The organism is Rhizorhabdus phycosphaerae (assembly GCF_011044255.1).
GTDB classification, from domain to species: Bacteria; Pseudomonadota; Alphaproteobacteria; order Sphingomonadales; family Sphingomonadaceae; genus Rhizorhabdus; species Rhizorhabdus phycosphaerae.
The window spans coordinates 359,323-384,750 of record NZ_CP049107.1 but is presented as its reverse complement, the minus strand read 5'-3'; the positions used below and the strand labels follow the sequence as shown (position 1 = coordinate 384,750).

Genomic DNA, 25,428 nt, shown 5'->3' with positions numbered 1-25,428 from the left:
GCTGCGATCGAAGGTCGGATCATGGTAACTGCACACACCAATCGTCAGCATCGGCTTTGGATGTACGAAAAAATGCATCAGAGCCGGCTGTTCGAAAGCCGGATCAAGGAAGCCTATTTCGAAGGCAAGAGTCCGCTGTTCAACATGGCCAAGGGGCCGATCCCGGGCGAGATGCACCTTTCGAACGGCCAGGAGCCCTGTGCGGTTGGCGTGTGCGAGCATCTGACGGACGGCGACTTCGTCACGGCGACGCACCGGCCACACCATGTCGCGATTGCCAAGGGGGTCAACCTCAGGGCGATGGCGGCGGAGATATTCGGGCGCTCCAGCGGGCTTTCCGGCGGGCGGGGTGGACATATGCACCTGTTCGATCCGGCGGTGAACTTCAGCTGCTCGGGTATAATAGGCCAGGGGCTGGGGCCTGCAGTCGGCGCGGCCCTGTCCTTCGCGCTTCAGGGGCTACCGCATATTGCGGTCGCGTTTCTGGGCGAGGGAGCCGCCAACCAGGGGGCTTTTCACGAAGCGCTCAACCTGGCAGCCATATGGAAGGCGCCGGTGGTCTTCGTGATCGAGGACAATGGCTATGGCATCTCGGTCGCCAAGCGCCATTGCACGGCAGTGGCGCGCAACAGCGACCGCGCGATCGCCTATGCCATGCCCGGCATTCATGTCGATGCCAACGATCCCGATCTGATTCACGAGGCGGCGGGGACAGCGATAGCACGCGCACGGTCCGGCGGTGGACCGAGCCTGATCGAGATCGTCACCACCCGGCTCGAGGGCCATTTCATCGGCGACCAGGAGGGCTATCGCCCGGACGGGGAGGTTGCTGCGCTGGCCGCGATCGATCCGATCCCGGCCTATCGTGCCCGGTTGGAAGCGGAGGGCGTCGACCCCGCTCTGCTCGACGAAGCGGAGCACATCGCCGCCGCCGCAGTGGCCGACGCCTTCGCATTCGCTCGCGGCAGCGAAATGCCCAGTGCAGCGCAGGCCCTCGAGGCTGTGTTCGTCGAGAGGACCGCAGCATGAACATCCCGGCACCGCAGCGCAAACTCACGATCGCCAAGGCCATGGCCGAAGCGCTGGCGCAGGAAATGACGGGCGACGACCGCATCATCGTCATGGGAGAGGATATCGGTCGCCTCGGTGGCGTGTTCGGCAATACGGCAGGGTTGCTCGACAGGTTCGGCAGTGCCCGCGTGCGGGATACGCCGATCTCCGAAACCGGCTTCATCAGTGCGGCAGTGGGGATGGCGGCGACGGGTCTTCGCCCGGTCGTGGAGCTGATGTTCGTCGACTTCTTCGGCGTGTGCATGGACGCAATCTACAATCTCGCCGCCAAGCAGGCCTATTTCTCCGCAGGCAAGGTCGCTTGCCCGATGGTGGTGATGACCTCAGTCGGCGGCGGATATGGCGATGCCGGACAGCATTCGCAGTGCCTCTATGCGACCTTCGGCCATCTTCCAGGGCTGAAAGTCGTGCTTCCCTCGACCGCCTATGATGCCAAGGGGTTGATGCTCGCCGCGCTGCGCGACGAAAATCCCGTGATCTTCATGTTCCACAAGGCGTTGCAGGGCATGGGCTGGCTGGGAACGGTGCCGGGATCGATCACCCACGTGCCCGAGCAACCCTATGAAGTCGCCATCGGAAAGGCGGCGGTGGTGCGGGAGGGTGGCGATGTGACCGTCGCAGGCCTCGGCATCACCGTGCATCACGGCCTCGGCGCCGCGAAAGCACTGCGGGGCGAGGGGATCGACGTCGAGGTGATCGATCTGCGCACGATCGCACCGCTGGACCGCGAGACGGTGATTGCCTCGGTCCGCAAGACCGGGCGGCTCGTCGTCGTCGATGACGACTATCGTCATTGCGGGCTTGCCGGCGAGGTGATCGCCAGCGTTTGCGAAGCAGGCGTCGTTCTGCGCGCGCCGCCCGTGCGGCTGGCGCATCCCGATATCCCGATACCCTTTGCCCCGTCGATGGAGCATGCGGTGCTGCCCGATACGGACAAGGTCATCGCGGCGATCCGCCGCGCGATGGAGGTCGACCGCTGATGGATGTACTGGTTCCGACGGGCCTGTGGGATGAAGATGGCGTGGGCGTGCTGTCCACCTGGTTCTTCGATGATGGCGATCCGGTGCAGCAGGGCACGGTGATCGCCGAAGTAATGAGCGAAAAGGTGAGCTTCGAGATCGTGGCGCCCTGCGATGGGATGCTCCGTCCATTGCTCGCCATCGAGACCGAAGTGGCCGGCGGTCAGGTCATCGGACGTATCGAACCCGCATGAGCGAAGCCGGCGTCGCCGCCCCGATTGGCGGGATAAGGGCCATGATCGCGCGGCGCATGCGCCAGAGTCTGGCCGAAGCAGCGCAGATATCCTATTTCGCCGAGGCCGATGTCGGCGCGGTGATCGCGGCCCGTGCCGCATGGAAGGCTCAGGGACTGTCCATCGGTTTCGAGGACGTCGTCATTGCCGCGCTCGGTCGCGTTGTCCGGTCCTTTCCCGATTTCAACGCCCATTTCAGTGACGGCCGACTGACCCGGTGGCGACAATGCGATGTCTCCGTTGCGATCGCCTCGCCTTCGGGGCTTGTCACCCCTGTGGTGCGTGATGCGGGAGCCATCGCGCTGACCGATATCGCCCGCCAGCGTCGGGCGCTGGTCGAGAAGGCGATGGCGGGATCACTCGCCATTGCCGATATGAAAGGCGGCACGATCACGCTCAGCAATTTGGGGCTTTCGCGCGTGCGCTATTTCACGCCGATCCTCAATCCGCCACAGGTGGCGATCATCGGGCTCGGGCAGATCGAGGAGGGGGTCGTGATCGTCGATGGCGCGCTTGCCACCCGCCATCGCATGGGCATCTCGCTCACGACCGATCACCAGATCGTCGATGGGGCTCCCTGCGGCGAATTTTTGTCCGCACTTTGCCGCGATCTCGAACAGACAGAGATCGGCCTTGAGCCGCCGGACCGCCGCCCCGCTGGCGCAGCTGAACAAGGGGCGGTGACGTGACGGGGCGTTTTTCCGGGGCAGGGTGCGATACGGACGACGATGTCGGCCATCGCTTCTGGATGGACGCGGCCGCGGCTCTGGAGTGGGACAGGGCGCCCGAGTGCCTCTCGCGGCCGCTCCCATCGGGCCTCAATGCCTGGTTTCCCGATGGTCTGATCAATATCTGCCGCAATGCGGTCGACCGGCATGTCGCGGCCGGGCGCGGCGGAGATCCGGCGCTTATCTATGACAGCGCCATGACCGGGCAGGTGGCGAAATACTCCTTTGCCCAGTTGCAAGCCGCCGTCGCGCGGACCGCGGGAATGCTGCACAATCTCGGGATAGGCAAAGGTGACCGGGTGATCATCTACATGCCGATGATCCCCCAGGCCGTCTTCGCCATGCTGGCCTGCGCCCGCATCGGGGCGGTGCATTCGGTCGTGTTCGGCGGCTTTGCGCCCCGCGAACTGGCCACGCGCATCGATGACGCCCAACCGCGGATCGTTCTTACCGCAAGCGGAGGGATCGAGCCGTCCCGCCTCGTGCCCTATCTCCCGCTGGTCGCCGAAGCGATCGCGCTGGCCGCGCACAAACCCGCCCATATCCTATCCTACCAGCGCGCGGAGGTGCCGGCTGATCGCGTCGCCCTGCCAGTCACCGACTGGGAAGAGGCGCTGGGCATGGCCGAGCCGATCGACTGCATTCCCTGTGCCAGCACGGACCCGCTGTACATCCTCTACACGTCGGGAACGACCGGCAAACCCAAGGGCGTGGTGCGCGATCATGGCGGCCATGCCACCGCTTTGCTCTGGGCTATGCGCAATATCATGGGGGCACAGCCCGGATCGGTCTATTGGGCGGCGAGCGATATCGGCTGGGTGGTGGGGCACAGCTTCATCGTCTACGGCCCCTTGCTCGCGGGGTGCGCGACGATACTCTACGAAGGCAAACCCGTCGGCACGCCCGACGCCGGAGCCTTCTGGCGCGTGGCGCGCGAGCATGGCGTCGAGATCCTGTTCACCGCACCGACGGCAATCCGCGCCATCAAACGTGACGATCCCGATGGCAGCCTTGTCGGCAAGGGCGATACGCTGCCACTGAAGCGGCTGTTCCTCGCCGGCGAACGGGCCGACCAGCCGACCATAGATTGGGCGCGCGAGAAACTGGGCGTGCCCGTTCTCGACAATTGGTGGCAGACCGAACTGGGCTGGCCGGCACTGTCGCCGCTCGCCGGTCGTGACGATCTGGAGGTCAGGGAAGGCTGTGCGGGACGCCCCGTGCCCGGATACAGGTTCGCCATTCTCGGCCCCGATGGTGCGCCTGTTCCGCCGGGCGCTGTCGGCGATATCGCCATCCGCTTGCCGCTTCCGCCCGGCACGCTGACCGGGCTGTGGAATAACGAGGCCGGTCTGACGCAATCCTATCTGGAGCGCTTTCCCGGCTATTATGTCACCGGCGATTCCGGCCAGATCGACGAGGACGGGTTCCTGTCGATCCACGGCCGGATCGACGACATCATCAATGTCGCGGGACACAGGCTGTCGACCGGCAGCATGGAGGCTGCCGTGCTCGCCCATGGCGCCGTCGCCGAATGCGCCGTGGTCGGGGTTGCCGACGCGCTCAAGGGACAATTGCCCTGGGCCTTCGTCGTTCTGGAAAAGGCGGTTTCGCCCGAACCGGGCATGGTCGAGCGGGAGATCGTGCGACTGGTGCGGGACATGATCGGTCCCGTCGCGGCGCTGCGCGACGTGATCACGGTTCCCGCGCTGCCGAAAACGCGATCCGGGAAGATATTGCGCCGCCTGCTGCGCGAGATCGCCGAGCGCGGCCGGGCGGACATACCCGCCACCGTCGAAAGCCCGCATGTGATCGAACAGATCATGCAGCGTGTGAAGGCGCTTCAGCGTCCCGCCAGTTCCTCCGCAAGCGACGTCAGCGACCGCTCATCATAGGCGGGATTCAGACCCAGCTTGCGCTCGAAGGTGGTGATCGCCGCAATCTCACCGGGAACGGGCGTCAACCGCAGGGTCGCATGAACCAGATGGGCGTCGAACGCGGCACATCGCCGAACCATTGCTGCCGTCCCGGCGAGCTTCCGTCCGGCTACGGCGATGTCATGGCGGCCGTTGCAATAGGCGCGTGAGACCCGCTCGAATCCTGCCACGATACCCAGCTGCGCGAGAGCGCCCATCACAATGTCGCCGAACGCGGCATAGAGGCGATCGACATTGAGATCGCTGCCCTTCGTCCGAGCGACGATATAGGTGATGTTGATGAACCCCGGCCCATGGAGGACGACGGTGCCGCCCGACGCGCGAATGGCGACCGGGATCGGGCTCTCTTCCACCGCAGCCGCGAACTCCGGCTTCCGGGCGAAATGGCGGGGCGCAACCAATGCGGCGGGACCGGACCATAGCCTTAGCAGCGAGGTCGCTCGGTCTCCTGCACCAAGCTGATCGAGAAGCGCTTCGTCCCTCATCACCGCCGATCGGGCATCGCTGGCGGGCTTGTCCCAGACGAGCTCCCCCACCGAAGGGCGCAGCGCTTCGGCCAAGGCGTCGAGATAGTCCAGCGAGAGCGCTTCCATGCCTAGCCCCGGGGCTGGGCGAGGCTGTTCTTGCGGACCCGGTTCGGGCTTTCGCCAAATGCCTTCTTGAAGGCATGGCAGAATTGCGCGGAGTCCGAAAAGGCCCAGCGGTAGGCGATATCGGTCACCGACAGGCGATCGCGCAGGACGGGGTTCACCAGATCGGCCCTGGCATTCTCAAGACGCCTTTTGCGAATATGTGCCATGACCGACTGGTCGGCGTCCTGAAAAAGATATTGCAGCTTGCGGAGCGAAACCCCCAGGTGACTGGCGACCGCTGCCGGCGACAGGTCCGGCGATTTGAGGTTCTTGTCGATATAGTCATGCGCCGCGCTCATCAGGATGGCATCGAGGTCGGATGCAAATCCGATGGCATTGCTGGCGTACAGCATGTTGAGAAGCATCGAGACCGACGCGGACCCGATATAGGCGCCGTTCACATTATCGATCAGGCTGGCCTTCTGTGAGAGCGCGGTGAAATAGGCCTCGGTCAGCGCCACGGTCGGATCTTTGCAGTCGAAGATGTGCTGCCTGTTCCAGAAGCTCGGCAAGCGGTCCATCACCGCCGATTTGGGAAAGAGGATATTGTTGAACTCGCTCGTCTCATCGATGTGCAGCGTCACGCTGTCGTCGGATGACCAGAAGAACATCTGCGACGGCTGCAGCACCAAATCCTGCCCATTACAGACAAGCTGGATGGCGCGGGAGGGGGCATAGGTCAGGCTGTAGAAGGGCACAGGATCGCGGCTCAAGACCTCCCGATCGCGCACGCCATGGACCAGCTCGAACTGCATGCGGGTGAACAGCAGATCATCGAAGGTTCGGCTGCCCACCACGATGTCGCCGACATCGGACGCCTGCTGATCGATACGCCACAGACCGTTGAAGCTGCTGAGAAAACTCTCGACCTCGCGGATCGGGCTATGCCGGCCCAAGGCCCTGACGGTCCAGTTAGAGGCTAGCGCATTGGCCATCTTATATGTCCATGGTCCCCGGTTGCTGTCGTCGATCGCCGATAATGCTGCGCAACACGTGGTTACGTGCTGCAGCGATCCCTGTCGCGTGCACCGCCCCGCCGACGGTTCATCCACTCCTGCCAAATCTAGCCTTGAGGCAAACTGGCTTGTCAATCTCTTTCACGGATTGGCTGCACGCTACGTCATCCGGCCTGGCGAACCGCCGCGAGGCTGCGCCAACCACCAAAAACCGGTGCGCCCATTCGCATGTACCCGTCTCCGGGCAGTGATAGCCCAACGCGAACAAATGAGCGGCAGGTTCGGCATTGAAAGACGATGCCCTGGCCCGTGAATGAGCAGGGGTGGGATGATGAAAGAGGGGCTTGGAGCGAAACGCGGTTCGCGCCACATCTATCGCGACAATCTGTCCTCGATGTTCCGACATGATGGCACGGTGCCGCCCGCCGGCATTCTCGACGATGCCTTCGAGGAGATCGCCGCGTCCAGCGTGTCCACCGAACGCTATACGTCCGAGGCGTTTCACCGGCTCGAGGTGGAGCATATCTGGAAAAAGCTCTGGCAGGTCGCCGGCTGGGCGCAAGATATCCCCAATCCCGGCGATGTGATGACCTATGACGTGGCCGACATGGCCGCGATGATCGTGCGCCAGCCCGATGGCAGCCTCAGGGCATTCCACAACAGCTGCCTCCACCGCGGCATGCGGATCTGCAACGATGCCGTACGGCTCGGCTCTCTGCGTTGTCCGTTTCACGGATTTGCATGGGGGCTCGACGGCCAGAGCAAGATCGTCACCGAACGCTGGGACTTCCCGGAGCTCGCCGGGCGGGACATGAGCCTTCCGCAGTTTCAGGTGGCGGAATGGCAGGGCTATGTCTTCATCAATCCCGATCCCGATGCGCCGCCTCTGGCGACCTATCTGGGAGGCCTGCCCAAGCAATGGGAGGAGGCTGGCTGGAGCTTGCACGACAGGTTCAAGGCCGTCCACGTCACCAAGAAGATCAGAGCCAATTGGAAGGTCGCCCAGGAAGCCTTCATGGAGTTCTTCCACGGCAACTTCGTGCATCATGGCTCGATCGTTCCCGCGGCGCCGGCGGAGGCGATGCGGCAGGATGTGTTTCCGGGGGAGCCGCATTTCGCACGCGGCGTCGGGGTCGCCGGTGTCCTGACGGAGCAGGGCGAGCCCGTGCTGGCGCGCGAGCAGAAGGCGGTCGACCATTTCATCGCTTATTATGCGCCGGAGCTGGCAGGCTGTTCGGAGTTCACCGTCGAGCCCGGGCAGACCGCGCGCGAGAAGATCGCCGAGATCACGATCAGGAAGTTCAGGAACGATCTCGGCGCCGATCTCTCGCCGATGAACCGCTTCGATATGATCGACTATGTCTGGTATAATGTGTTTCCGAATTTCATGCCCTGGCCAACGCTGGGCTACCCGCTGGGCTATTGGTTTCTGCCGGATGGCGGGCCGTCCAGGTGCACGATGGACATCATATTGCTGCTTCCGTTCGGCGGAGAGCGGCCGCCTTCCGCCAAGCGCGTCATCATCGAAGCAGATGAGGCCTGCGGTCCGGCCATGGGCCCAATCGGCTATATTCTCGACGAAGACATGGCGAACATGGAGCGCATTCAGCGCGGTCTCGAAGCTTCGGCAACGGGCGTGATCAACCTATCGCTCTGCAACGAGGTACGCCTGCGGCATTTCCACCGCACGCTGGGCCATTATGTCGGCGAGGCCTCGGCCCCGGCCGCGAACAGCGCGGGCGAGTGACGACCCTGTCGCGTCGACGGGCGGAGCCGCGAACCAGCCGGACCACGCGGTGAAGGCACCCCATTCTCAACGAAATACGACAACGAAACTCAGAAAATCGGGAGGAATCAAGATGCTGAAAGGCAAGACCAAGTCCGCATATGGTGCGATCGCGCTTGCGAGCCTGCTGCCCTCTGTCGCGCTTGCCCAGGAGGCGCAGCAAGAGGATGCCGGCGGGATCGCGGATATCGTGGTGACGGCCCAGCGCAGGTCCGAATCGCTGCAGGACGTTCCGCTGGCCGTCTCGGCGCTGGATGCTCAGCGGATCAAGGAGGCCGGCTTCCGGGACGTAGAAGACCTGTCGTCGACCGTTCCGAACCTCAACATTTCGGCGCTCTGGGGAACATCCAACCCGAAGATCTTCATGCGCGGCATCGGCAACAACAACTTCAACCAGACCGCCGAGAGCAAGGTCGCGGTCTATCTCGATCAGGTCTACCTCTCCGCACCCTCGGGGCAGCTGTTCCAGATGTTCGACCTCGACCGAATCGAGGTACTGCGCGGGCCGCAGGGCACGCTTTACGGCAAGAACGCAACGGGTGGCGCGATCTCGGTCTATTCCAAGAAACCCGGCGACGCTGCCGAGGGCTATGCCAGGGCCGGCTATGGCAATTACGACGCCTATGAACTTGAAGGCGCCGCGACCCTGCCGCTGTCTTCGACGCTCTCGGCGCGCATTGCCGGAACCTGGTCGAAGCGCGATGGCTATGTCACCGACCTCCGGAACGGTTCGAAGGTCAACGACGCGGACCAGTGGGCGGCGCGGGGACTGCTGCGCTGGCAACCGCAGAGCGGGGTCGACATCACCCTCAACATCCATGGCGGCGGATCGGATTCGACCAACAACAACAGCGCCCATCGCGGTCTGTTTGACCCGACGCAAGCGGCGCTCGGCAGCTTCGTGCGCCTCTCGCCCGACCAGATCATCGCACGCCAAGGCGTCGACATCCTCGGTTATCGGGATCCCAATCCGGACCCCTATGTCAACACCTATGGCACCGACACCTTCGCGAAGATCGACCTGTTCGGCGTGTCGCTGGTGGGGGATTTCGATCTCGGTGGGCTGACGCTCACCTCGGTCACCGGCTATGAGAAGTCGAAGCGCCACGTCCTGCAGGAAGGCAATGGCGCGCCCAGCACGATCTTCACGATCGACTGGGGACCCTCGACCTTCGAGTCCATCTCGCAAGAGTTCCGCCTGGCCTCGGCGGACAGCGAGTCCTTCAGCTGGCTTCTGGGTGCCTTCGCATTCCACGAGAAGGGCACGGTCAACAATTTCTACAACCTTTCGTCGGTCAATTTCGCGCTCGGTCTTGATGCCTTCGATCAGGCCTACACGCAGAAGACCGACACGCTGGCAGCCTTCGCCCAGGGGAAGCTAGGCCTGGCGGACGGGCTGCACCTGACCGTGGGCGCCCGGATCAACTATGAGAAGCGCTCGCTGGACCACAGCTCCTTCGGCACGACCGCCGCAGGCGTCTCGGTGCTGCCGGGGCCGCTCTTCGACCTGAACCTCGAGGACAGCTGGACCGAATGGTCGGGACGGGTCGCGCTGGACTATGAGATCGCACCGGACGTGCTCGGCTTCATCAGCGTCAACCGCGGCTTCACCAGCGGTGGCTTCAACACGGGTGCCTTTAACGATCCGGTCGGCGCGGCAAGGACCTTCGATCCGGAAACGGTGATCAGCTACGAAGCCGGCGTGAAGGCGACGCTGCTCAACCGACGCCTGCGGATCAATGCCACCGCCTTCAAATATGACTATAAGGATCTGCAGGTCTTCACCTTCACGCCGTCCGGGCTGCAGTTCATCGAAAACGCTTCCAATGCCGAAATCCAGGGGATCGAACTGGAAGTGCAGGCGGTCCCGTTCAGAAACCTCGAACTCGGCGCGAGCGTCGGCCTGCTCGAAAGCAAGTATAAGAATTTCGTTCGCTCGGTGGCCGGTGTAGTCGAAGATCTCAGCGGGAACCGCCTGATCGGCGCGCCGAATGCGCAGTTCAACCTGGTCGGAAAATATAGCATTCCGACCGCGCTCGGAGACTTCTGGCTGCGGGGAGACTATACCTATACCGGCAACCGCTATTATGACGAACGGCAGCTGAAAGAGATCAGCAGTGAGGGCCGGACGCAGAATCTGAATGCTTCGGTCGGACTGACGGGTGCGAACGATCGGTTCGAAGTCAGCGCTTGGGTCAAGAACCTGACCAAGGAAGTGAACATTATCGACATATTGGATGTCGGCCTCTTCGGCTATCAGAATGTCTGGTACAATATGCCCCGGACCTTCGGCTTGTCGCTCGAATATCGATATTAGAGCTATGCGAGACCCGGCGCCGTCGTGAGAATATCTCGAAGGCCATGACGGTGCTGGCGCTCGGAACAGAAACGCAGTGGCTAGCGTCTCCGCGCGCCTCGGCTTTTGACGGTGATCAGCCACATATCCGGCACGGCGCCCAGCCGAAGCGGTAGCAAGCTGGTCCCCAATCCCGCTCCGACCACAAGCGTTCTGCCTCTCTCGACGACGACGCCGCACGCATATCTGTCGCCATGTTCGGACATGTAGGACAACGCGCCTACGAGAGGTAGCCTGATCTGACCGCAGTGCGTGTGCCCCGCGAGCATCAGATTGACGCCCGCCGGAACGCGGGGGAAGGGGTCCGGGCTGTGGCTGAGCAGAAGCGGAACGCCGCCCAGATCCGCCATGGCGCGCAATGTGGCATCGAGGTCGTCGTGATGGGTATAGGCATCATCCAGACCGCCTATCACGAGAGGCCCTGCACGAGCGGCGCTATTGTTCAGCACCTTGATGCCGATATCCAGCAGGGCGCCGCGCGCCGCCGCAGCCTTGCGCCAGTGGTCATGGTTTCCCAGCACGGCAAAGGTGCCAAAGCGGCTTTTGAGACGATGGAGCGGCGCAACTGCCTCACCCAGGGAAAAGCGCCTGGTTGCAAGCGCCTTGTCGCTTACGAAATCGCCTGCGATCAAAATGGCATCGGGCTTCTGGGCATTGGCCTGCTCGACGATCCGGCTCAGCCGCTCAGGAGGCATGTCAGGCCCGGCCACATGAATGTCGGAAAGCAGAAGAATGCGGAGCCGCTGTTGCCGACTGTCGGCCGGCAGGATGTCGACATCGACGAAGCGGACAATCGGATCGGAGATGGCCGTCCAGTAGGACCAGCCGGCGAGCGCGCTGCCAAGCAAGGCCATCGCTGAAAGGAAGCGCGCGAACGTCATTCGGACTGGATGCAGGCTTCCCCCCTGCACAGCAATGCCAAAGCACACCGGCGGTGTTCGGGATATTCACGCGCTGCGAGCGAACGGCTCGGGCCGCAGTCCCATCACGCTGGAACGCCCGCCACAAAGACCAGGATGTGAGGGGAATGGTGGACGCACTTGGGCTCGAACCAAGGACCCGCTGATTAAGAGTCAGCTGCTCTACCAACTGAGCTATGCGTCCACTTTCCGGCGGTGGGAGATGGTAGCTCCCGTCGTGGAGGCGCGCCTTTAGCACCCGCTCGTTCGAAATGTAAACCGGCAAAATTCGCTTTGGCGACTTTTTTTCGCCGGATGCTGAACGCCCGCGGAACGGCCGGTGAATATCGGCCTCGATCAGCTTGTTAGGGGCATAGCGCGACGCCGTTTCAGGCGGGGCGGGCGCTGCGGTCGATCGCCATCAACATGCCGATGCAGATCAGGACGGTCATCATCGCCGATCCGCCGAAGGAGACGAGGGGGAGGGGGATGCCGACGACGGGCGCCAGGCCCATAACCATCATCAGGTTGATCGCGAAATAGAAGAAGATGGTCGTCGAGAGGCCGGCTGCAGCAAGCCGCGCGAAGCGCCCCTTGGCGCGGGTCGATACGCGCATCCCCCAGCGGATCACCATCATATAGCCGAGGATCAGGAACAGCCCGCCCACCAGGCCCCATTCCTCGGCCATGGTCGCGAAGACGAAGTCCGTGTGGCGCTCGGGCAGATAGTCGAGATGGCTCTGCGTGCCTTCGAGGAAGCCCTTGCCGGAAATGCCGCCCGAGCCGATCGCGATCTTCGACTGGATGATGTGATAGCCGGTGCCCAGCGGATCGCTCTCCGGATTGAGGAAGATGTTGATCCGGTCGCGCTGATAGCCGTGCATCATCGACAGGGCGATCGGAAAGGCGGCGGCGATGATCGCCCCCGCTCCCACGAACAGGCGCAGCGGCAGGCCCGAGAGAAAGGCGACGGTGATACCGCCGCCACAGATCATCAGCGCCGTGCCCAGGTCGGGCTGGGTCATCACGAGAAAGGCGGGCACCCCGATGAGCAGCGCCGGCGGCCAGACCGCGCTGAAGCGGCGTATCTCGCCGGCGGGCAGCATGTCGTAGAAGCGGGCGACCGCCAGCACGATCACCGGCTTCATCAGTTCGGACGGCTGCAGGCGAATAAACCCGAGGTCGAGCCAGCGCCGGCTGCCGCCCCCGACGAAACCGAACAGTTCGACCAGCAGCAACATCGACACCAGGCCGAGATAGGCCGGCATCGTCATCGCCTTCAGCCGGTGTTCGCCGAGGCGTGAAATCAGCAGGGCCAGCGCAAGGAAGGCCATGAGGCGCGTGCCCTGCGACAGCGCCCAGGGTCGCACGCTGCCGCCCGCAGCCGAATAGAGGACGACAAGCCCGAAACCGCCTATCGCCGCGACCAGCGCGAGCAGTCCCCACGGCACTTCGCGCAGCGGCGCGGGCACGATCGATTCCCGGCTCATTCGGGATCGCTCCCCTCTTCGCCGGTCGGCGGGGGCGGCGGATCGGTCCCCGCGGCGGGCTGTTCATCGCGGCGCGCCCAGGCATAGGCCTTGCGCTCCATACGCTGCTCGATCGTCCCGCCCCAGCCCTGTTCGAGCAGGGCGAGCCGGCTTTCCGCCAGCTTGCGATTATAGAGATAGGTGATCATGTCGCGCGCGATCGGGGCGCCCGACGCGCCGTGCATGCCATGTTCGATCACCACCGATACGGCATAGCGCGGATCGTGAACCGGTGCGAACGCGACGAACAGGCCGTGATCGCGATATTTCCACGGGACCCCATGCGTGCCGAAATTTCCTGCGCGGCGCATCGCCATGGTGATACGCCGCACCTGCGCGGTTCCGGTCTTGCCCGCCATCAGCAGGTCGTCGATGTTGAGCCGGCCCGAAAAACCGGTTCCGAAGGGGCCGTTGATGACCCCGCTCATCGCCTCCCGAACGATGTCGAGATGGCCCGGGGCGATACCGAGCGAACCGCCTTGCGGACCATGATTCTTGTTCACGATCAGCCGCGGGACCAGCGCCGTGCCCGACGCGATCCGAGCGGCCATGATCGCCAGCTGGAGCGGGTTGGACAGCATATAGCCCTGTCCGATCGTGGCGTTGAGCGTGTCGGCCGTCGTCCAGCGCGCGCCCTTGTAGCGCCGAGCCTTCCATTCGGTGTCGGGCACGGTGCCGTAGCGCTGCGATGGCATCGGCAGGTCGAACCGCTCGCCCAGTCCCAGCTTGCGGGCCATTGCGGCGATGCGATCGATGCCGATCAGCCGCGCCATGGTGTAGAAATAGACGTCGCAGCTCGATGCGATCGCGCGATGCATGTCGACCGGACCATGGCCGCCATGGCGCCAGCAGTGGAAATAGCTGCTCCCCAGACGATAGCGGCCGGTGCAGTTGACGCTCTGGTGCGGGTCCACGCCGGCTTCCAGCAAGGCCAGGGCGACCATGGGCTTGACCGTCGAGCCGGGCGGATAGAGGCCCTGCATGACCTTGTTCGTCAGCGGCAGGTGATCGTCGTTCGACAGCAGATCCCATTCGAAATGGCTGATGCCGTCGGAAAAGCTGTTCGGATCATAGGCCGGCATCGACGCCATCGCCAGAATGCCGCCGGTCTTGACGTCGACCATCACGGCCGACGCACTCTCCGGACCAAGCCGGGCGGCGGTATAGCGCTGGAGCCCCGCATCGATCGTCAGCTGGAGGGCATTTCCCGGCACCTCGGGGCTCGTGGTGAGCTCGCGCACCACCTTGCCATGCGCGGTGACCTCGCTCCGCATCGCACCCGGCTTGCCGCGCAGCCAGAGGTCCATCGTCTTTTCAAGACCTTCCTTGCCAATCTTGAATCCTGGCGTGATCAGCAGGGGGTCGCGGGACTTGTCATAGTCGGCGGCGGATGCGGTCCCCACATAGCCGGTGACATGGGCCATCGCTGCGCCCGCAGGATAATAGCGGCCATAGCCGCTTGCGGGCTTTACCCCCGGCAGGCCGGGCTGGCGCACGCTGACCGCGGCGAAGCGCTCATAGTCGATATTCTCGGCCACGGGCACGGGCTGGTAGCCCCGGGCCTTGGCGAGATCGGTGCGTATCCGGTCGAGATCGTCGGCGGTGAGCGCAAGGATGTCCCGCAGCTGACCGAGCACGGCTTCCGCATTCTTGAGCTGATTGGGAATGATGTCGACGCGGAAGGTCGTCCGGTTGATGGCGATCGGGCGGCCGTTGCGATCGATGATCCAGCCCCGGCGCGGCGGAACCAGGGTGAGCTGAACCCGGTTGCTTTCCGAGAGTGACGTATAGCGCTCGTTCTGTGCGATCGACAGCCAGGCAAGACGCCCGGCCAGCAGCGTTCCCACCGCCGCCTGCGCGCCACCGAGGAAGAAAGCTCGGCGGGAAAAGGTGAAGGCGAGGCTCTGCTCGGTGATGATCCGCGTGCGCTTCATCGTCTCAGGCGCCAGCGATCGAGCAGCGCGATCAGGCGCAACACCGCCGGGAAGCACAATATTGCCCCGATTGTCTGCGGCAGCAGGACGAGCAGGCTGGTGGCGCTATCGGCCGGTTGCGAGAACAGCCAGGATCCCGCGCCGATCGCGACGATGGCGACCGATGCGATCGCCCATTCCACGCGGCCGTCGCGCCACCGCACAAGCTGGTCGATCCATTCGAGTATCAGGAAAGCCACGGTCCAGAGAATTACCGCCGTCCCGAGATAATGGCCACAGAGGAGATCATCGGCGAGGCCGAGCGGCAAGGCCATCCAGGCAGGCCAGAGCTCGGGTCTAAGCAGGCGCCAGGCCAGCAGGATCATCAGGCCGAAAGGCGGGACGATCGGCTCGGTCGCGATAACGGGCAGGGCGCCCATGGCAGAGCCAAGCAGGGTCGAGGCGATCGGCACCCACCGTACCCTGAGCGGCTGACGCTCGGTGAAGCCGTCGTGCAACTGGCCGATCATGGTCTGGGCGGCGCCGGGCGGTCCGCGATCGGGGCCTGATAGACCGGATAGACCGCTGCGAAATCGGCGCGCGCCGGATCGGCGAGCGGCCGCGCGATCGCCCGGTCGCCGCGGGTCCGCACGACGACCGCAACGGGGACATTCGGGAAGAAGACTCCGCCCGTGCCCGATGTGACCGCCAGGTCGCCGCGTCGGAACGGTCGGCCGCCGGCGATCAGCCCGCGTATCTCCATCGTGCCGTCGCCCTGGCCGGTGGCGATGGCCGGGTTGCCGGTCCGCACGATCCGGACGGGAACTGCCGTCTCGCCGTCGGTCAGTAGCAGCACGCGCGAGGCGAAGAAGCCGCCTTCGTAGATGCGCCCGACCAGCCCCTCGGGCGAGCGGACGGTCATGCCCGGCTTGACCCCGGCCGCGAGGCCCGCGCTCAGCGTCGCGAAACGCCGTTGCCCGGTCGGCGTCGATCCGACGAGCCGCGCCGACAGAAGGGGGCGCGGCAGATTCTCCTGCAGACGGACAAGCGCCTTCAGCCGTGCATTTTCCGCTGCCACGGCCTTCGCCATGATCAGCGCGCGGCGCTGGGCAGCGAGTTGTTCCCGCAATGCCGCATTCTCGCTGCCCGCCCGGACATAATCGGACATCGTATCACCGGCGCCCCGCAGCGCATCGACACCGCTGCGGCCGACGCCTGATACAAGAGAGCCCGCATCGATCGCGAGGCCCCGGAGCGTGCCGAAGGCACGCGGATCGAGCCGCGAGAGCAGCAGCAGGCCCGCGCCGAGCACGATTCCCGCAACCGCGATGACATAGCCCGCGAACAGGCCATATTGAACCCGGCGGGAAAATCCTCGACGCCTGTGTCGGGGCGCCGCCATCGGCGGTTACCCGCGGCTCAGGCGGTCTGCAGAACGCCGCGGAAGACCGAGTCCTCCAGCGCGCGCCCGGTGCCCAGTGCGACGCAGGTCAGCGGGTCCTCGGCGATCGAGACGGGCAGGCCGGTCGCTTCGCGCAGCACCTCGTCGATGCCCTGAAGCAGCGCTCCACCGCCGGTCAGGACGATGCCCTGGTCGACGATGTCGGCGGCCAGTTCGGGTGCCGTGTTCTCGAGCGCGATGCGCACCCCCTCGACGATCGCGGAGACCGGCTCGGTCAGCGCCTCGGCGATCTGCGCCTGGGTGATGGTGATTTCCTTGGGCACGCCGTTGACCAGATCGCGGCCCTTGATGTGGATGGTCTTGCCCTTGCCGTCCATCGGCATCTTGGCGACGCCCACCTCCTGCTTGATCCGCTCGGCCGTGGCCTCGCCGATCAGCAGGTTATGGTTGCGGCGGACATAGGAGCTGATCGCTTCGTCCATCTTGTCGCCGCCGACACGGACCGACGTGGTGTAAGCGAGACCGCGCAACGACAGGACGGCGACCTCGGTCGTGCCGCCGCCGATATCGACCACCATAGACCCGATCGGTTCGGTCACCGGCATGCCGGCACCGATCGCGGCCGCCATCGGCTCCTCGATCAGCCACACCTGGCTTGCCCCCGCGTTGGACGCCGCGTCGCGGATCGCGCGGCGCTCGACCGAGGTCGAGCCCGACGGAACGCAGATCACGATCTCGGGCCAGCGCATGAAGTTGCGGCGGCCATGGACCTTCTGGATGAAATGCTTGATCATCTGCTCGGCGACGTCGATATCCGCGATCACGCCGTCGCGCAGCGGGCGGATCGCCTCGATCGTACCGGGGGTCTTGCCCATCATCAGCTTGGCATCGTCGCCGACCGCACGAACCCGCTTGACCCCGTTGAGGGTCTCAATCGCGACGACCGACGGCTCGTTGAGCACGATGCCGCGCCCGCGAACATAGACGACGGTGTTCGCGGTGCCGAGGTCGATAGCCATATCGTGCGACATGAACTTGAAATAGCGCTGCAGGAACATGCTTTGGTCCGTTCTCTAGGCCCGCCCTTGGCCGGATAAGATCTCGCGAGCATCACCCGACAGGCGAAGGAAAACCGGCGTCTATCAAGGGATGCGGAACGCTGCCGCTTGGGCTAGGACGGGGACCATGTCAATACGCCGCCTGCCCGAACATCTTGTGAATCGCATAGCCGCCGGTGAAGTGGTCGAAAGACCGGCCAGCGCGCTCAAGGAACTGGTCGAGAATTCGATCGATGCCGGCGCTCGCCGCATCGCAGTAAATCTCTCGGAAGGCGGGCTTTCCGCGGTCGAGGTGATCGACGATGGCTGCGGCATGGAAGCGGCGCAGATAGCGCTGGCGCTGGAGCGGCACGCGACGTCGAAATTGCCGGACGACGCGATCGAGGCGGTGACGACGCTGGGTTTCCGCGGCGAGGCGCTGCCGTCGATCGCGAGCGTCGCCGATCTGACGATCGAGAGCCGCGTCCGCGGCGCCGACGGCTGGTATCGCCGGATCGACCATGGCGAACTGGCGGGAGAGGGGCCCGCCGCTTTGCCGCCGGGGACGCGCATCCGCGTCGCACAGCTTTTCTCCAAGGTCCCGGCACGGCGCAAATTTCTGCGCTCGGCCCGGTCGGAATATGCCGCCTGCCTCGACGTCGTCCGCAGGCTGGCGATGGCCCGCCCCGATATCGGCTTCACCCTGGAACATGACGGGCGCCGCGCGATCCTCGTCTCGCCCGATGAAGACCGGGTGAGCCGGGTCGCCGCGCTGACCGACAAGGACCTCGCCGACAACAGCGTCGCGGTCGATTTCCGTCGGGAAGCCGTATCGCTGACCGGCGTGGCGGGCCTGCCGACTTTCAATCGCGGGGTCGCCGACCATCAATATCTGTTCGTCAACGGCCGCCCCGTTAAGGACCGGCTGCTGATCGGCGCGGTGCGCGCGGCCTATCAGGACATGCTGGCGCGTGACCGGCATCCGGTGATGGCGCTGTTCCTCGACCTTCCCGGCGATCTCGTCGACGTGAACGTCCACCCCGCCAAGACCGAGGTCCGCTTTCGCGATCCGGGACTGATCCGGGGCATGATCGTCGGCGGACTGCGCGCCGCGCTGGACGAGGCCGGCCATCGCAGCGTGCAGCGGACGTCGGTCGCCAGTCTCGGCAGCTGGCAGGTCGGGGGTGGGGGATCGTCTGCGCCCTGGCCATCGGCGGCGATGTCGGGGGGAGGCCCCGCTTTCCCGATCCCGGCGGGCGCGGGCGCCCCGGTTCAGGGCAGCGTGTGGGACCGGGTCGCCGATTATACCCCGGCCCCGATGGCCCGTGCCGAGGTCTCTTCGGGCGCAGTGCCCGAGCCGGTGAGCTTTCCGATGGGCGTCGCACGGGGGCAGATCGCCGCCACCTATATCGTCGCCGAGGCGAGCGACGGACTGGTGATCGTCGACCAGCACGCCGCGCATGAACGCCTGGTCCTCGAGCGGATGCGCCGTGCCATGGCGGAAGGCGGCGTTTCCCGGCAGAATCTGCTGCTGCCCGAGGTGGTCGAGCTGGACGAGCCCGCTTGCGACCGGCTTGAGGCGCGGCTCGGCGAACTCTCCGAAATGGGCCTCGACCTCGAGCGCTTCGGCCCCCGAGCAATGCTCGTGCGGGCGACCCCGGCCTTGCTGGGGCAGGGCGACGTCCAGGGGCTCATTGTCGATCTCGCCGACGAACTGGCGGCCTATGACGAAGCGCTGTCGCTCAAGGAGCGTCTCGACCATGTCGCCGCGACCATGGCCTGCCACGGATCGGTCCGTGCCGGCCGCACATTGTCGGTCGCCGAGATGAACGCGCTGCTCCGCGAGATGGAGGTCACGCCGCATTCGGGCCAATGCAACCATGGCCGCCCGACCTGGATCAAGCTCGGCCATGACGAGATCGAAAAGCTGTTCGGCCGCAAGTGAGTGCCGCATGAGAATCGCTTGACCTATGGGCAGGCGATTCGGAAAAATCGGGCCAGACAAGGAAAGGACCGCAAGCGACGACGAAAGGAGGTAGGGATGGTTCGACCGCCTATATCCATGATATATATCGTAAATCTCTCAGCCCCGGCGATATGTTCAGGCGCGCCCCGGAGGAGGCCTGCATGAGCGACGACCTCCTCAAACAGCTGCGGGGCTATGGCCTCGCGACGGTCGAAATCCATTATTATATGCCCGACCATCCATCGCTGCTGCAGCTGTTCCTCTGGCAGCATTATGACGTCGCGCCGGACTTCCCGGAGCTCAACCGCTTTCTCGACCATTGGCGCCGCGAGATCGAGGCCGTGCTCCACTCGATCCGCGTGGCCCACCGCCACCTGATCGGCCCGACCGAATGGCGCGCGGTGGACGGGATCATCACGATCCAGTGATCGTGCGAGGGCTGGCGGCCATTCGCCGCGAGGGGTAGGGATAGGCCAGTCATTCAGCGGTCGGGATTTAAACGGCAATATCGATGGCAAGCGATCCTGACGGGCCGAAGCTGGCCACGCGTTTCTCTATATGCGGTCGAATGAAAAGCTTCATCTACGCTGTCCACGGGCTGCGTTCTCTGGTGCGGACAGAACACAATGCCCAGTTGCACCTTGCCGCATCCGTGGCTGTCATCGCGACGGGGTTCCTGCTCAAGATATCAGTCGATGATTGGCGATGGATCGCGCTGGCCATTACACTGGTGTGGATCGCAGAAGCCTTCAACACCGCGATCGAAGAACTCTGCGACCGGGTCACCACAGAGTTCGATCCAGCAATCGGACGTGTGAAGGACCTAGCGGCGGGCGGCGTATTGCTCGCGTCGATCGGCGCAGCGATTATCGGAGCACTGACGCTCGGACCGGCTGCAGCGGACATCCTGTTTTGATCCGTGGATTCCTGGGGTGGGCATTGGAGGGAGCCACCGCGCGACAAATCGTAAGTCGGACATGGCCAATTATCCGATAATATATATTATGTTAAATTATGCCGCGGTTCAAGCGCTCAGAACCGGCTCGCGACCACTGCTACGACGGTTGCGATCAGGAAGATCGCCGCCCACAACAGAGCGAGTTGCACGAGACGGCCTTTGGCGACACCGCTCCGTAGAACGCGAGGAACGACGAGGATCAGCATCGCGGCGATGGCGACGAGGCCGACGATCATGTCTCCGTTCACAGCAGCACCTCCATTCCGTCATGGCCCGGCTCGACGCCGTCCGGCAGCTTCGCCGCCAGGCTGGCATAATCCATCGACTGGTCCATGTGCGTCAGCACGGCGCGCTTCGGAGAGCAGTCGCGGATCGCGGCGAGCGTGAGGTCTAGATGCGCGTGGGTCGGATGTGGACGAACCCGCAGCGCATCGACGATCCACAGGTCGACACCGGAGAACAAGTCTCGCATATCGCTCGTAATATCATGGAAATCGGTCGAATATCCAATAGATCGGCCATCATGATCGAAGCGCAGGCCGGCACTGTAGATGTTGCCATGCGGCTGGGCCACCGAGCGGACGCGGATGTCGCCGATCGTCATGTCGGCAAGCAGTTCGCCCGCCTCGACCGTCGGCGGGTAGCCGTCTCGACCGGCGAAGACATAGTCGAAGCGCTGGCGCAGCTGACGGATCGTCGCCGGGAAGCCGAAACCCGGCACCGGCGTGCCGCGCGCGTGGAAGATCTGCCGGCAGTCGTCGATCCCGTGGCAATGATCGGCGTGGTCATGCGTCCACAGGATCGCATCGATCGCGATGACATCGGCGTCGAGTAGTTGCTGGCGCATGTCGGGGGTCGTGTCGACCAGGATGCGCGTGGTCGCGCTCTCCACGAGGATCGATGCCCGGCTGCGGCGGTTGCGTGGTTCGGAGGGATCGCAGGCGCCCCAGTCATTGCCGATCCGGGGAACGCCCGAGGATGTTCCACAGCCGAGAATGCGGATCTTCATACCGCTGCTTTTGCAAACAATCTGAAGAAGTTATCCGACGTCTCTCGCGCCAGTTCCTCGATCGGCCAGTCGAGTTCGGTCGACAGCATCCGCGCGGTATCGACGACATAGGCCGGCTCGCACGGCTTGCCCCGATGCGGCACCGGCGCCAGGAACGGGCTGTCGGTTTCGATTAGCAGTCGGTCGCGCGGAACGAGATGCGCGGTGGCGCGCAGGTCGGCCGCGTTCTTGAAAGTCACGATCCCCGACAGCGAAATATAGCAACCCAAATCGAGCATCGCGCGGGCGAGGTCGGCGCTGCCAGTGAAGCAGTGGATGACGGCGGTGAAGGCCCCCTTCCCCATCTCCTCGGCCATGATCGCCTTCGTGTCCTCCTCGGCCTCGCGGGTGTGGACGATCAGCGGAAGTCCGGTCTCGCGCGCGGCTGCGATATGGCGGCGGAAGCTCGCACGCTGCCGGTCGCGGTCGGACTTGTCGTAGAAGAAATCGAGCCCGGTCTCGCCGATGCCGACAACGCGCGGGTGCCGAGCCTTTTCGACCAGCAGCGCGGTTTCGATATCCTCATGCGTATCGGCGTCGTGAGGGTGGATACCCACGCTCGCCCATACGTCGGGTTCGCGCTCGGCGACGGCCAGCACGTCGTTCCACTCGGCGGCGCGCGTCGAGATGTTGAGCATCGTCGTGACGCCCGCCGCCCGGGCGCCGGCAAGCACCTCCTGCTGGCGCTCGGCGAGGCCCGCATAGTTGAGGTGGCAATGGCTATCGACGAACATCAGCCCTCGGCCGTCTCGAGTTCGAGGCGCGGGAAGAGCGGCACCGGCTGCGCGACGCGGTAGCCCGAGGCGCGCAGTTCGTCATACCAGCCCTGCCGTTCGAGCGCCGCGAAGTCGCGGGCATCGGCGGCCACGCCCATCTGGTCGAGCAGCTTGCCCGCACTGGCCGGAATGACCGGCAATATGGCGATGGCCAGGTCGCGGATCACCGCGAACAAATTGCCCAGCACGGTCTTCATCCGCTCCGGATCGGTCTTGCGCAGCGTCCACGGCGCCTGGGCGTCGACATATTGGTTGCAGGCGAACACCGCCTTCATCCACGCCTCGATCCCGACCGAGAAGGACAGCTGCTCGAAGGCGCGCGGCAGTTCGTCGAGACAGGCCGAGGCGACCGCACGAACCAGCGCGGCATCATCCTCGTTGCGGTCGAGTGCGGGCAATTCGCCGTCGAGATTCTTGAAGATCATCGACAGCGTGCGCTGCGCCAGGTTGCCGAAGCTGTTCGCCAGCTCGGCATTGGCGCGGTTGACGATCGCCTCATGGCTGTAGCTGCCGTCGGATCCGAAGCTGACCTCACGCATCAGGAAATAGCGCAGCTGGTCGACGCCATAGCGTTCGGCCATGCCCATCGGATCGACGACATTACCGACCGACTTCGACATCTTCTCGCCCCGGTTGAGCAGGAAGCCATGGCCGAACACCTGCTTCGGCAGCGGCACCTTTGCCGACATCAGGAAGGCGGGCCAGTAGACCGAGTGGAAGCGGACGATGTCCTTGCCGATCAGGTGCAGGCTCGCCGGCCAATAGCGGTCATAGGTCTCGCCGCCATGGGGATAGCCGACGCCGGTCAGATAGTTGGTGAGCGCATCGACCCACACATACATGACGTGGCCAGGGCTGCCCGGCACCGGCACGCCCCAGTCGAAGCTGGTCCGCGACATCGACAGATCGCTCAAGCCCCCGCTGACGAAGCTCATCACCTCGTTGCGCCGGCTTTCCGGACGGATGAAGTCGGGCTGGTCGCGGTAGAGCGCCAGCAGCGGCTCCTGATATTTGGACAGCCGGAAGAACCAGCTTTCCTCGACGGTCCATTCGACCGGCGTACCCTGCGGCGACAGCTTCTGCCCGCCCTCGCCCTCGACAAGCTCCTTCTCGTCGTAAAAGGCCTCGTCGCGCACCGAGTACCAGCCTTCGTAGCGGTCGAGATAGAGATCGCCATTGGCCTCCATCGCCTGCCAGATCGCCTGGCTCGCGGCATAATGATCGGCCTCGCTGGTCCGGATGAAGCGATCATAAGAAATGTTGAGAGCATCGTCCATTTCCTTGAAATAGGACGACATTTCATCGGCGAGCGCGCGCGGCTCCATGTCGCGGGCGCGGGCTGCCTGCACCATCTTTAGGCCATGTTCGTCGGTGCCGGTCTGGAAGCGCACGTCGCGCCCCATGCCGCGCTGGAAGCGGGCGATGACATCGGCGGCGATCGCCTCATAGGCGTGGCCTATGTGCGGACGGCCATTGGGATAGCTGATAGCGGTGGTGATATAATAGGGTTCGGACATGGGCCTGCACTTAGTGTCTGTTGGCCCGCTGGGAAAGCGCTTTGCGGCGTCGTTGGCCGGAAAGGCTCAGCGCGGCGCCGGAGCCAGTCGGGCAAGCAGGCCGGCCAGCTCGAACACGGTAGTCGCCGGATCAAGCGAGATGTGGACCGCGCTTTCGCCAATGCGGCGAGCATCTTCCCACAGAGCCAGTGCATCGGCCATCGCCTGCCCTGTCCGCGTACGAGCCTCGGCGGCGATGCGTGCCGGAGCACGTTCGAGAAACGCTTCGTAGCGCGCCTGCGCGGCCTTGCCCGATAGCTGCTTTGCCAGCTGCGCCCGGATCGCATTGGTTGCATCGCCTTCGACCACAAGACGGTCCATGGCGGCATCGAGCGCCGCGATCTGAAGCCCCGCGAAACTGAGCGCCCTGCCCGGCGATCCCTGCCCGCTGCGAATCAGCGCGTCGATCTCGTCGCGCGGCTCCTCGGGAAGTGCGATCTGCAAGGCCCCAAGCATCTGCCGGTCGTCGAGCGGCGCGAAGCGCAATTGCCGGCACCGTGACCGGATCGTGGGCAGCAGACGCCCCGGCGCATGGCTGACCAGGAAGAAGATCGTGCCGGCAGGCGGTTCCTCGAGGCTCTTGAGCAGCGCATTGGCCGCCGGCCGCTCAAGATCGTCGATCGCATCGATAATGACCACCCGCCGCGACGACAGGCTGGGCGTCGTCGCAAACAGGCTCTGGAGCGAGCGCACCTGATCGATGCTGATCGAGCGCGCGAGATCCTCCGACCGGTCCTTGGTCAGGCGGGTCAGAATGCGCAGATCGGGATGGCTGCCGGCGCGGATATAGTTTGCGACGGGGTGTGTCTCGGGCGTTTCGAGGCCGGGCAGCGATACAGGCGGACCAGCGGCTTCGGCGAGCAGGCGGGTCGCAGCGGCCAGCGCGAAGCTCGCCTTGCCGATGCCCTCCGGCCCGGTCAGCAGCCAGGCATGGTGCAGCCGCCCACTGTCCGACGCCGCCCGCAGCGCCGCCACCTGCTCCTGATGACCGATCAGTGTCACGGCAGCAGGTCCGCCAGCGCGTCTATCAGGCGCGCAGTGACCTCCTCGGGGGTGCCGCGCGCGTCGATGCGGCGGACGCGTTCGGGTTCGGCGGCAGCAACCGCCTCGAAGGCAGATGCGACGGCGGCATGATAGGCCGCGTCCCGGCCGCCGATCCGGTCGGCGCCGTCGCGGTCACGGACAGCCGCGCGCTTGGCGGCTTCTTCAGATGGCAGGGTCAGAAGCAGGGTGCGCTCGGGCAGGAAACCGCCACTGCCAAAGGCGTGGAGCGCGCGGATCCGGTCGAGACCGAGCCCGCCCGCCCCACCCTGATAGGCGATCGAGCTGTCGACGAAGCGATCGCACAGCACCCATTTTCCAGCCGCCAGCGCGGGCTTGATCGTCTTCGCGACATGGTCGGCGCGCGCGGCGGCGAACAGCAGCGCCTCGGCCTCCATCGTCCAGCGGTCGCCGCTGCCCTCAAGCAGCAAGCGCCGGATGGCTTCCGCACCTTCGCTCCCACCGGGCTCGCGAGTCTCGACGACCTCGATCCCGCGCGCGCGCAGGGCGGCGGCCAGAGCGCGCGCCTGGGTCGACTTGCCCGCGCCCTCCCCGCCTTCCAGACTGACGAACCGGCCGGTCACGGCC

24 protein-coding genes and 1 tRNA gene are annotated in these 25,428 nt (G+C 64.8%); 10 read left to right on the top strand and 15 right to left on the bottom strand.

What is annotated here, in order from left to right; translation table 11 throughout:
- Positions 1-60: 60 nt before the first annotated feature.
- From G6P88_RS01830 to G6P88_RS01810, 5 genes are read left to right on the top strand one after another with little or no spacing between them, the layout of a single operon-like run.
- Positions 61-1,029, top strand: coding sequence for a thiamine pyrophosphate-dependent dehydrogenase E1 component subunit alpha (locus tag G6P88_RS01830; protein ID WP_165321567.1), 969 nt, complete (start codon positions 61-63; stop codon positions 1,027-1,029).
- Complete coding sequence (locus G6P88_RS01825) at positions 1,026-2,051, top strand: alpha-ketoacid dehydrogenase subunit beta (protein WP_165321566.1); 1,026 nt, start codon at positions 1,026-1,028, stop codon at positions 2,049-2,051. Before G6P88_RS01830 ends, G6P88_RS01825 begins: the two co-directional genes overlap by 4 nt.
- Positions 2,051-2,284: a biotin/lipoyl-containing protein gene (locus tag G6P88_RS01820; RefSeq protein ID WP_165321565.1), complete on the top strand. Its 234-nt coding sequence runs from the start codon at positions 2,051-2,053 to the stop codon at positions 2,282-2,284. Before G6P88_RS01825 ends, G6P88_RS01820 begins: the two co-directional genes overlap by 1 nt.
- On the top strand, positions 2,281-3,012 hold the full coding sequence (locus tag G6P88_RS01815; protein ID WP_165321564.1) for a 2-oxo acid dehydrogenase subunit E2: 732 nt from the start codon (positions 2,281-2,283) through the stop codon (positions 3,010-3,012). The genes G6P88_RS01820 and G6P88_RS01815 overlap by 4 nt, the downstream gene beginning before the upstream one ends.
- The gene (locus G6P88_RS01810; protein ID WP_226946682.1) at positions 3,009-4,943 is read left to right on the top strand and encodes an AMP-binding protein; all 1,935 of its coding nucleotides are present in this window, start codon (positions 3,009-3,011) and stop codon (positions 4,941-4,943) included. Before G6P88_RS01815 ends, G6P88_RS01810 begins: the two co-directional genes overlap by 4 nt.
- Here G6P88_RS01810 and G6P88_RS01805 read toward each other — a convergent pair.
- On the bottom strand, positions 4,892-5,578 hold the full coding sequence (locus G6P88_RS01805) for a lipoate--protein ligase family protein (protein ID WP_165321563.1): 687 nt from the start codon (positions 5,576-5,578) through the stop codon (positions 4,892-4,894). The genes G6P88_RS01810 and G6P88_RS01805 overlap by 52 nt on opposite strands.
- Positions 5,579-5,580: 2 nt before the next feature.
- Positions 5,581-6,552 (bottom strand): helix-turn-helix domain-containing protein, encoded by a 972-nt coding sequence (locus tag G6P88_RS01800; RefSeq protein WP_165321562.1) that lies wholly within the window; start codon positions 6,550-6,552, stop codon positions 5,581-5,583.
- Between the two features lie 415 nt (positions 6,553-6,967).
- Here G6P88_RS01800 and G6P88_RS01795 point away from each other — a divergent pair, with 415 nt between their 5' ends.
- Both G6P88_RS01795 and G6P88_RS01790 read left to right on the top strand, forming a co-directional pair.
- Complete coding sequence (locus G6P88_RS01795) at positions 6,968-8,320, top strand: aromatic ring-hydroxylating oxygenase subunit alpha (RefSeq protein WP_206335835.1); 1,353 nt, start codon at positions 6,968-6,970, stop codon at positions 8,318-8,320.
- A 112-nt stretch (positions 8,321-8,432) separates the two neighbouring features.
- Positions 8,433-10,676 (top strand): TonB-dependent receptor, encoded by a 2,244-nt coding sequence (locus G6P88_RS01790; protein ID WP_165321560.1) that lies wholly within the window; start codon positions 8,433-8,435, stop codon positions 10,674-10,676.
- 80 nt (positions 10,677-10,756) lie between these two features.
- On the opposite strand, the gene G6P88_RS01785 is transcribed toward G6P88_RS01790, so the two are convergent.
- The 7 genes from G6P88_RS01785 to G6P88_RS01755 all read right to left on the bottom strand — a co-directional run bounded on the left by G6P88_RS01785 (position 10,757) and on the right by G6P88_RS01755 (position 17,516).
- Positions 10,757-11,596: a metallophosphoesterase gene (locus G6P88_RS01785; protein ID WP_165321559.1), complete on the bottom strand. Its 840-nt coding sequence runs from the start codon at positions 11,594-11,596 to the stop codon at positions 10,757-10,759.
- 147 nt (positions 11,597-11,743) lie between these two features.
- Positions 11,744-11,819, bottom strand: a tRNA-Lys gene (locus G6P88_RS01780).
- 184 nt (positions 11,820-12,003) lie between these two features.
- A complete protein-coding gene (gene rodA / locus G6P88_RS01775; protein WP_165321558.1) occupies positions 12,004-13,104 on the bottom strand; it encodes a rod shape-determining protein RodA in 1,101 nt (366 codons plus the stop codon).
- Positions 13,101-15,077: a penicillin-binding protein 2 gene (mrdA, locus tag G6P88_RS01770; RefSeq protein ID WP_165321557.1), complete on the bottom strand. Its 1,977-nt coding sequence runs from the start codon at positions 15,075-15,077 to the stop codon at positions 13,101-13,103. The genes rodA and mrdA overlap by 4 nt, the downstream gene beginning before the upstream one ends.
- Positions 15,074-15,586 carry a rod shape-determining protein MreD gene (mreD, locus tag G6P88_RS01765; protein ID WP_165321556.1) on the bottom strand — a complete coding sequence of 171 codons (513 nt, stop codon included), beginning with the start codon at positions 15,584-15,586 and terminating at the stop codon, positions 15,074-15,076. The genes mrdA and mreD overlap by 4 nt, the downstream gene beginning before the upstream one ends.
- A complete protein-coding gene (mreC, locus tag G6P88_RS01760; RefSeq protein WP_165321555.1) occupies positions 15,583-16,458 on the bottom strand; it encodes a rod shape-determining protein MreC in 876 nt (291 codons plus the stop codon). Before mreC ends, mreD begins: the two co-directional genes overlap by 4 nt.
- A 17-nt stretch (positions 16,459-16,475) precedes the next feature.
- Positions 16,476-17,516, bottom strand: coding sequence for a rod shape-determining protein (locus tag G6P88_RS01755; protein ID WP_165321554.1), 1,041 nt, complete (start codon positions 17,514-17,516; stop codon positions 16,476-16,478).
- A gap of 127 nt (positions 17,517-17,643) precedes the next feature.
- On the opposite strand from G6P88_RS01755, the gene mutL reads away from it, so the two are divergent.
- From mutL to G6P88_RS01740, 3 genes are all read left to right on the top strand, one after another.
- Complete coding sequence (mutL, locus tag G6P88_RS01750) at positions 17,644-19,440, top strand: DNA mismatch repair endonuclease MutL (protein WP_165321553.1); 1,797 nt, start codon at positions 17,644-17,646, stop codon at positions 19,438-19,440.
- A gap of 182 nt (positions 19,441-19,622) precedes the next feature.
- Positions 19,623-19,889 (top strand): usg protein, encoded by a 267-nt coding sequence (locus G6P88_RS01745; protein WP_165321552.1) that lies wholly within the window; start codon positions 19,623-19,625, stop codon positions 19,887-19,889.
- A 140-nt stretch (positions 19,890-20,029) separates the two neighbouring features.
- A complete protein-coding gene (locus G6P88_RS01740) occupies positions 20,030-20,377 on the top strand; it encodes a diacylglycerol kinase family protein (protein WP_165321551.1) in 348 nt (115 codons plus the stop codon).
- Between the two features lie 116 nt (positions 20,378-20,493).
- On the opposite strand, the gene G6P88_RS01735 is transcribed toward G6P88_RS01740, so the two are convergent.
- The 6 genes from G6P88_RS01735 to tmk all read right to left on the bottom strand — a co-directional run bounded on the left by G6P88_RS01735 (position 20,494) and on the right by tmk (position 25,424).
- Positions 20,494-20,667, bottom strand: a complete 174-nt coding sequence (locus G6P88_RS01735; protein WP_165321550.1) for a hypothetical protein — start codon at positions 20,665-20,667, stop codon at positions 20,494-20,496.
- Positions 20,664-21,428 (bottom strand): MBL fold metallo-hydrolase, encoded by a 765-nt coding sequence (locus G6P88_RS01730; protein WP_165321549.1) that lies wholly within the window; start codon positions 21,426-21,428, stop codon positions 20,664-20,666. Before G6P88_RS01730 ends, G6P88_RS01735 begins: the two co-directional genes overlap by 4 nt.
- Positions 21,425-22,201 carry a TatD family hydrolase gene (locus tag G6P88_RS01725; RefSeq protein WP_165321548.1) on the bottom strand — a complete coding sequence of 259 codons (777 nt, stop codon included), beginning with the start codon at positions 22,199-22,201 and terminating at the stop codon, positions 21,425-21,427. The genes G6P88_RS01730 and G6P88_RS01725 overlap by 4 nt, the downstream gene beginning before the upstream one ends.
- Positions 22,201-23,760, bottom strand: coding sequence for a methionine--tRNA ligase (metG, locus tag G6P88_RS01720; RefSeq protein ID WP_165321547.1), 1,560 nt, complete (start codon positions 23,758-23,760; stop codon positions 22,201-22,203). The genes G6P88_RS01725 and metG overlap by 1 nt, the downstream gene beginning before the upstream one ends.
- A 66-nt stretch (positions 23,761-23,826) precedes the next feature.
- Complete coding sequence (locus tag G6P88_RS01715; protein WP_165321546.1) at positions 23,827-24,801, bottom strand: DNA polymerase III subunit delta'; 975 nt, start codon at positions 24,799-24,801, stop codon at positions 23,827-23,829.
- Complete coding sequence (gene tmk / locus G6P88_RS01710) at positions 24,798-25,424, bottom strand: dTMP kinase (RefSeq protein ID WP_165321545.1); 627 nt, start codon at positions 25,422-25,424, stop codon at positions 24,798-24,800. The genes G6P88_RS01715 and tmk overlap by 4 nt, the downstream gene beginning before the upstream one ends.
- Positions 25,425-25,428: the final 4 nt, after the last annotated feature.

Bases quoted from the DNA above. Each gene is read 5' to 3' on its own strand.
- G6P88_RS01830 (WP_165321567.1), top strand. From the start codon at position 61: ATGTACGAAAAAATGCATCAGAGCCGGCTGTTCGAAAGCCGGATCAAG.
- G6P88_RS01825 (WP_165321566.1), top strand. From the start codon at position 1,026: ATGAACATCCCGGCACCGCAGCGCAAACTCACGATCGCCAAGGCCATG.
- G6P88_RS01820 (WP_165321565.1), top strand. From the start codon at position 2,051: ATGGATGTACTGGTTCCGACGGGCCTGTGGGATGAAGATGGCGTGGGC.
- G6P88_RS01815 (WP_165321564.1), top strand. From the start codon at position 2,281: ATGAGCGAAGCCGGCGTCGCCGCCCCGATTGGCGGGATAAGGGCCATG.
- G6P88_RS01805 (WP_165321563.1), bottom strand. From the start codon at position 5,578: ATGGAAGCGCTCTCGCTGGACTATCTCGACGCCTTGGCCGAAGCGCTG.
- G6P88_RS01800 (WP_165321562.1), bottom strand. From the start codon at position 6,552: ATGGCCAATGCGCTAGCCTCTAACTGGACCGTCAGGGCCTTGGGCCGG.
- G6P88_RS01795 (WP_206335835.1), top strand. From the start codon at position 6,968: ATGTTCCGACATGATGGCACGGTGCCGCCCGCCGGCATTCTCGACGAT.
- G6P88_RS01790 (WP_165321560.1), top strand. From the start codon at position 8,433: ATGCTGAAAGGCAAGACCAAGTCCGCATATGGTGCGATCGCGCTTGCG.
- G6P88_RS01785 (WP_165321559.1), bottom strand. From the start codon at position 11,596: ATGACGTTCGCGCGCTTCCTTTCAGCGATGGCCTTGCTTGGCAGCGCG.
- rodA (WP_165321558.1), bottom strand. From the start codon at position 13,104: ATGAGCCGGGAATCGATCGTGCCCGCGCCGCTGCGCGAAGTGCCGTGG.
- mrdA (WP_165321557.1), bottom strand. From the start codon at position 15,077: ATGAAGCGCACGCGGATCATCACCGAGCAGAGCCTCGCCTTCACCTTT.
- mreD (WP_165321556.1), bottom strand. From the start codon at position 15,586: ATGATCGGCCAGTTGCACGACGGCTTCACCGAGCGTCAGCCGCTCAGG.
- mreC (WP_165321555.1), bottom strand. From the start codon at position 16,458: ATGGCGGCGCCCCGACACAGGCGTCGAGGATTTTCCCGCCGGGTTCAA.
- G6P88_RS01755 (WP_165321554.1), bottom strand. From the start codon at position 17,516: ATGTTCCTGCAGCGCTATTTCAAGTTCATGTCGCACGATATGGCTATC.
- mutL (WP_165321553.1), top strand. From the start codon at position 17,644: ATGTCAATACGCCGCCTGCCCGAACATCTTGTGAATCGCATAGCCGCC.
- G6P88_RS01745 (WP_165321552.1), top strand. From the start codon at position 19,623: ATGAGCGACGACCTCCTCAAACAGCTGCGGGGCTATGGCCTCGCGACG.
- G6P88_RS01740 (WP_165321551.1), top strand. From the start codon at position 20,030: ATGAAAAGCTTCATCTACGCTGTCCACGGGCTGCGTTCTCTGGTGCGG.
- G6P88_RS01730 (WP_165321549.1), bottom strand. From the start codon at position 21,428: ATGAAGATCCGCATTCTCGGCTGTGGAACATCCTCGGGCGTTCCCCGG.
- G6P88_RS01725 (WP_165321548.1), bottom strand. From the start codon at position 22,201: ATGTTCGTCGATAGCCATTGCCACCTCAACTATGCGGGCCTCGCCGAG.
- metG (WP_165321547.1), bottom strand. From the start codon at position 23,760: ATGTCCGAACCCTATTATATCACCACCGCTATCAGCTATCCCAATGGC.